We start from the raw sequence: 5,715 nt of genomic DNA on the forward strand, positions 1-5,715 counted from the left end.
GAGCACCGAGATCAGTGCGGCGCGCCGGAGGTCTTCCGGCTTGGCGCCCGTCAGGGATTTGATCAGGTCGCGCATCAGGCCACGGGCTCCGGAGCGGAAACGGAAGTGGAAACCGAAGGAGACGGGGAGGGCGCGGGCGTCCAGTCCAGCAGCCTGCCGTCGCCCAGCAGGACGAGGCGCTCCTCGCCATCCAGGCTGACCACCAAAAGGCGGCGGGTGGGGTCCAGCGCCAGGCTCTCGACGACCTTGAGGCGGCGATCCTGCCGCGCGGCGATCAGGCGACCGACGGCGTCCGGCCCGAACTTGCGCAGGGCCCAGGCGGCCAGGCCGATCAGGCCCAGAGTGATCGCCAGCGCCGCCAGGGCGCGGATGAATTCGATGACGGGCATGACGGCCGAGCGAGACAAGATGGCGCAGGGAAATGCCCCCGACGTCCCTGGTGTGCCTGACGGTTCTTAATGTCGAATTAACCCTGTTTCTTCACCATGTTCGTCATGGGTCCGGATGACATCCCTCTCTTCGGCATGCTCAAGAGCCGCCTCGGTTATCTGACCGAGCGCCAGAAGCTTGTCGCCCAGAACGTGGCCAACGCCGACACCGCCGGCTATCGCCCCAGCGACCTGAAGCCCTTCAGTTTCCAGGCCTCGTTGATGAATCAAGCCTCGGGGGCGGTTTATCGCGGCGGGCCCGCGGCGCCGACCAACGGCGTGCGGATGATCGCCACCTCGGCCTCGCACCTGGCGCCGTCGAAGGCGCCGAGCGCCTGGCGGGCGACGGCCGGGGCCGATTCGGAAACCACTCTCGACGGCAACGCGGTGTCGCTCGAGGACCAGATGATCAAGATGGCCGACGCGCGCATGAACTACGACGCGGCGATCAGCTTCTACCAGAAGTCCATGACCATGCTGCGCATGGCGGCGCGCAAGCCGAACGGCTGAGGAGCTAGGCGATGCCGGAGATCAAATCCCAACCTATGGCGGCCATGGCCGTCGCGGCTTCCGCCCTCCGCGCCCAGCAGGGCCGCATGCGGGTCATCGCCGAGAACATCGCCAACGCCAACTCCACCGCCACCACGGCCGGTGGCGATCCCTATCGGCGCCAGGTGCCGATCTTCCGGCCAACCAAGGTCCAGGGCGCCGAGGGCGTCCAGATGGTCCGCGTCGATCCGGACGAAAGCGCCTTCAAGACCGAATACGATCCCGGCAATCCGGCCGCCGACGCACGCGGCTACGTCAAGCTGCCGAACGTCAATTCGCTGGTCGAGGCGCTGGACATGAAGGAGGCGCAGCGCGCCTACGAAGCCAACCTCAACGTCATCGAGACGGCGCGCGTGATGGAATCGCGCACCCTCGACATCCTCAAGAAATAGGGGCTAGGCCATGATCACCGCGCTCGCCGCCGCCAAGGCCTACGCCAGCTCCGGCGCCATGTCCGTGGGCTCCGTCGGTTCGATCGGCGGAGGCCAGAAGAACGGCCTCGACTTCGGCGACATCCTGAAGTCGGCGATGACCGACGCGACCAAGGCCTCGAAGGTCGCCGAGCAAAAGATCGCCGCCCAGGTGGCCGGCAAGGCCGAATTGGTCGACGTCGTGACCGCGATCAGCTCGGCCGAGGCCAGCCTGGAGACGGTGATGTCCGTCCGCGACCAGGTGATCTCGGCCTACCAGGAAATCATGCGGATGCCGATCTAGCGGCATCCCCATGGTGCTCACCTACCGGCTCAGCGCCAACGCCAGCTGGGCGTAGAGTGGAATACCCAGCAGGATGTTGAAGGGGAAGGTGACCCCCAGGGACAGCGTCAGACAGAGGCCCGCATCCGCCTTGGGCAGGGTCAGCCGGATCGCCGCCGGCGCGGCGATGTAGGAGGCCGAGCCGGCCAAAGCCGTCAGCGTCGCCAGCTCGCCGTTACGCAACCCAACCAGCCAACCCAGGCTCAACGCCAGCGCCGCGCCGGTCAGGGGCAGAACGACGCCCATCGCCACGACCGCCGGCCGCACCTCGCGCCAGGCCCGCAGGCGCTCTGCCGCCGTCACGCCCAGCTCCAGCAGGAACAGGCACAGGACGCCCTGGAACAGCGGGCCGACGAAGACATTCAGCTTGGCCGCGTTCGGCGCGGTGGCGACCAGACCGATGGCGAAACTGCCCAGCAGCACCACGGCGGCGGGGTTCAGCAGCGCCTCGTGCAGCAACTTGCCCGCCGAGGCCGATCGCGCCTCGTTCGGCGACATCAGCTTGGCCAGGGTGACGGCGACCAGCACCCCGGGCGTCTCCATCAGGGCCAGAACCGCCGACATGTAGCCGGCTGGATGATGACCGATTGACCCCAGATAGCTCTGGGCGGCCGCGAAGGTCACGACTGAGACCGAGCCGTAGTGCGCCGCGACCGCCGCGCTGTTCAGGCTGGTCAGGCCGACCTTTCGCATCGCGCCGTAGGCCAGGACCGGCAACAGCAGGGCCAGGCCCAGGCCGGCGACCGCGGCGCTGACGAAGGTGGGGTCCAGCCCGTGCGCGCGGGCCTCCGCGCCGCCTTTGAAGCCGATGCACAGCATCAGGTACATCGACAGGAAGCTCATGGCCCCTTTGGGCAGTCGCAGCGGCGAGCCGGCCAGCGCCGCCCCCGCTCCGAGCACGAAGAACAGCACCGCCGGCTGTGTGAGGTTGCCGGCGGCCTGCGCCAGACCCTGGGCCAAATCCATCTGAACGAGCTCCTTGCCACGCCCCGGATCGAGGCGCGGCGGTGCTCTAGCCAGGCTTGAGCAATTCGATAAGATAATCCTTCGCATCCTAATCATGACGAATTGTAATGGATGAGCCGATGCCGAACCCGACGAATCTCGATCTCGACCTCGTTCGCGCGTTTGTCATGGTCAGCGAAAGCCGCAGTTTCACCCGCGCGGGCGAGCGCCTGGGCCGCTCCCAGTCGGCGATCAGCCTGCAGGTGCGACGGCTTGAGGACCTGATCGGCGAGCCGCTGTTCCAGCGCGACGCGCGCCGGGTCAGCCTGACCGACAAGGGCGAGGTGTTCCTGGCGCAGGCCCGGCGGCTGCTGCGGGTCAATGACGACATCGTCGCGGCGCTGGCGGCCGACGAGGTCGAGGGCGAGGTCCGGATGGGCGCGCCGGAGGACTTCGCCACGGCCCACCTGCCGGCGGTGCTGGGCGCCTTCGCCCGCAGCCACCCGCGCATCGCCCTATCGGTCACCTGCGACCTCACGCTTCGTCTGCTGGACAGGATGAGCGCCGGCGAGCTGGATCTAGCCCTGGTCAAGCGCGAACCGCTGGGCGGCGAACTGGGGGTGCGGGTCTGGCGCGAGCCTCTGGTCTGGGTCGGGCGCGATGGCGAGGACCTGACGTCCGGCAAGGTCGTCTCGCTGATCGCCGCGCCGTCGCCCTGCGTCTATCGCCGGCGCGCGACCACGGCGCTGGACGAGGCGGGGCGCGCCTGGCGCATCGCCTATACGAGCCCCTCGGTGGCTGGGCAGCTGGCGGCGCTAAGGGCGGGCCTGGGCGTGTCGGTGCTGCCGCGCGCCATGGTCCCCGACGACCTCGCCATCCTGGCTGGCGAGGCGCCGCCCCTGGCCGACGGCGAGATCGCCCTGATCCGCAACCGCGAGGCTGGTCCGGCGGCCGATCGCCTGGCCGAGCACGTGCTGGCGGCCCTGGACCGCGCGGTCGCCCAGCGGGGCTGAACCGACGAAAAAAGAGCCGCGCCCGGAGGCGCGGCCTTCAAGTCGCTCGGGGGAGAAAAGGCAAAAACGCTACGCTCACAGACGCAGGAACGCGCGGGCGGCCGACAAGAGCCCGCCCCAGACGATCGCGTTCAGGACGGCCGCGACGAACACCGCGACGCCGAGCGGCCACTGGCGGGGCCGACGGGCGCGGGGATCGAACGGGCGGGTCTGCGACGCGAAGGGCATCAAGCGCTCCTTAACCATGCGCCCATGGTCGAGATTGACTCGGCCTTCGCGAACCGGACGACCTGTCGCGCGCCGCCTTGTCGCACCCCGGCTTTGATTTCCGGCTTGGAACCGGCGAAGGTCGATTGTTAGCGCCGCTCGGAGCCCGCATGACCGACGCCATCGTCCTCGACCGGGTGAGCAAGTCGTACGGCGGCCAGACCGTCCTGGCGCGGACCGACCTGCGTATCGCCAAGGGCCGCTTCGTCGCCCTGGTCGGCGAATCCGGCGCGGGCAAGACCACGCTGCTGAAGCTGATCAACGGCCTGATCGCGCCGACCTCGGGCCGCGTGCTGGTCGATGGCGAGGACATCGCCCTTCGCCCCGGTCCGGAGCTGCGCAGGGGCATAGGCTACGTCTTCCAAGAGACCGGTCTCTTCCCGCACATGAGCATCGCCCAGAACATCGGGATCACGCCGACCCTGCTGGGCTGGCCAAGCGAGACGATCGCCGCGCGAACGGCGGAGCTGCTAGACCTCGTAGCCTTGCCGCGAGATGTCGCAAGCCGCGCGCCGGCGCAGCTCTCCGGCGGTCAGCGCCAGCGTGTGGGCGTCGCCCGCGCCCTGGCGGCTCGGCCGTCCATCCTGCTGATGGACGAGCCGTTCGGCGCCTTGGATCCCGTCGTCCGCGTGGCCCTGGCCGACGATGTGCGGCGGCTGCACGAGGCGCTGGGCCTGACCACGGTGATGGTCACCCATGATGTCGGCGAAGCCCTGTTGCTGGCCGACGAGGTCGTGGTGATGGCGGCCGGCGAGGTGCTGGCCCAGGCCGCGCCGCGCGACCTGCTGGCGGGCCATCCAGACCCTGTGGTCGCCGACCTGATCGCCGCGCCGAGGCGACAGGCCCAGCGCCTCGCGGAGTTGGTCCGTGGCTGATCGTCTCGACGCCGCGCTGGCCGTCCTGCCCGAGCGCCTGGGCTGGCATGTGGCTCTGTCCGCTTCGGCCCTGGCGCTCGGCCTCGCCATCGCCCTGCCGCTGGGCATCGCCGCCGCCCGCCATCCGCGCCTGAAGTGGATCGCCCTGGCCAGCGCGGGGCTGGTGCAGACGATCCCCAGCCTGGCCTTGCTGGCCCTGTTCTATCCGATCCTGCTGCTGCTCTCGCGCCTGGCGGAGAAGGTCCTGGGCCACGGCTTTCCGGCCCTGGGCTTCCTGCCCTCGCTGCTGGCCCTGACGCTGTATTCGATGCTGCCGATCCTGCGGAACGCCGCGGCCGGGATCGCGAGCGTCGATCCGGCGGTGGTCGAGGCGGCCAAGGGCGTCGGCATGACCGATCGCCAGCGGCTGTGGCGGGTGGAGCTGCCCCTCGCCGCGCCGGTGATCATGGCCGGCGTGCGCACGGCCGCCGTCTGGACGATCGGGGCGGCGACGCTGTCCACGCCGGTCGGCCAGACCTCGCTGGGCGACTACATCTTTTCGGGGCTGCAGACCGAGGACTGGGTGGCGGTGCTGGTCGGCTGCGCCGCTTCCGCGGGATTGGCCCTGATCGTCGAAGGGCTGCTGGGCCTGATCGAGGCGGGCGTGGCCAGGCGCGACGGCAAGCGCCTCTTGGCGGGCGGCGTAGGTTTGGCGATCGGCCTCGTCGCGGCGCTGGCGCCGTTGGCCGTCGGCGCGCTGGGCCATGGGCGAGCATCCTACGTGATCGGCGCCAAGAACTTTTCCGAGCAGTACATCCTGGCCGAGCTGATGGCGGGGCGGCTGGAGCGGGTGGGGGCGAGCGTGCAGCGGCGGGTGAACCTCGGTTCGGCCGTGGCCTACCGGGC

General features: G+C 69.7%; 9 protein-coding genes. 6 read left to right on the plus strand and 3 right to left on the minus strand.

The features are described from left to right. Positions 1-74 precede the first annotated feature (74 nt). Positions 75-389, minus strand: a complete 315-nt coding sequence (locus tag AX690_RS12980; protein ID WP_066687331.1) for a flagellar biosynthetic protein FliO — start codon at positions 387-389, stop codon at positions 75-77. 105 nt (positions 390-494) lie between these two features. Here AX690_RS12980 and flgB point away from each other — a divergent pair, with 105 nt between their 5' ends. Genes flgB through fliE form a run of 3 tightly spaced genes read left to right on the plus strand, consistent with a single transcriptional unit; the run spans position 495 to position 1,691 of the window. Then, on the plus strand, positions 495-938 hold the full coding sequence (flgB, locus tag AX690_RS12985; protein WP_066687333.1) for a flagellar basal body rod protein FlgB: 444 nt from the start codon (positions 495-497) through the stop codon (positions 936-938). Positions 939-949: 11 nt separating this feature from the next. Beyond that, positions 950-1,369 (plus strand): flagellar basal body rod protein FlgC, encoded by a 420-nt coding sequence (gene flgC / locus AX690_RS12990; RefSeq protein ID WP_066687303.1) that lies wholly within the window; start codon positions 950-952, stop codon positions 1,367-1,369. A 10-nt stretch (positions 1,370-1,379) separates the two neighbouring features. Then, on the plus strand, positions 1,380-1,691 hold the full coding sequence (gene fliE, locus AX690_RS12995; RefSeq protein WP_066687306.1) for a flagellar hook-basal body complex protein FliE: 312 nt from the start codon (positions 1,380-1,382) through the stop codon (positions 1,689-1,691). A 21-nt stretch (positions 1,692-1,712) separates the two neighbouring features. Here the strand turns inward: fliE and AX690_RS13000 are convergent, their stop codons facing one another. Continuing rightward, complete coding sequence (locus AX690_RS13000; protein WP_066687309.1) at positions 1,713-2,696, minus strand: sodium-dependent bicarbonate transport family permease; 984 nt, start codon at positions 2,694-2,696, stop codon at positions 1,713-1,715. 119 nt (positions 2,697-2,815) lie between these two features. Here AX690_RS13000 and AX690_RS13005 point away from each other — a divergent pair, with 119 nt between their 5' ends. Then, a complete protein-coding gene (locus AX690_RS13005; RefSeq protein WP_066687335.1) occupies positions 2,816-3,688 on the plus strand; it encodes a LysR substrate-binding domain-containing protein in 873 nt (290 codons plus the stop codon). A 75-nt stretch (positions 3,689-3,763) separates the two neighbouring features. Here the strand turns inward: AX690_RS13005 and AX690_RS23355 are convergent, their stop codons facing one another. After that, positions 3,764-3,916 carry a hypothetical protein gene (locus AX690_RS23355; RefSeq protein WP_197426860.1) on the minus strand — a complete coding sequence of 51 codons (153 nt, stop codon included), beginning with the start codon at positions 3,914-3,916 and terminating at the stop codon, positions 3,764-3,766. A gap of 149 nt (positions 3,917-4,065) precedes the next feature. On the opposite strand from AX690_RS23355, the gene AX690_RS13015 reads away from it, so the two are divergent. Together AX690_RS13015 and AX690_RS13020 are read left to right on the plus strand one after the other, a co-directional pair. After that, a complete protein-coding gene (locus AX690_RS13015) occupies positions 4,066-4,830 on the plus strand; it encodes an ABC transporter ATP-binding protein (protein WP_066687313.1) in 765 nt (254 codons plus the stop codon). Then, positions 4,823-5,715, plus strand: an 893-nt coding sequence (locus AX690_RS13020; RefSeq protein ID WP_156449661.1) for an ABC transporter permease, incomplete at its 3' end; no start/stop codon positions are given. The genes AX690_RS13015 and AX690_RS13020, both read left to right, overlap by 8 nt.

It is taken from the genome of Caulobacter sp. CCH9-E1 (assembly GCF_001556515.1).
Taxonomy (GTDB): Bacteria; Pseudomonadota; Alphaproteobacteria; order Caulobacterales; family Caulobacteraceae; genus Caulobacter.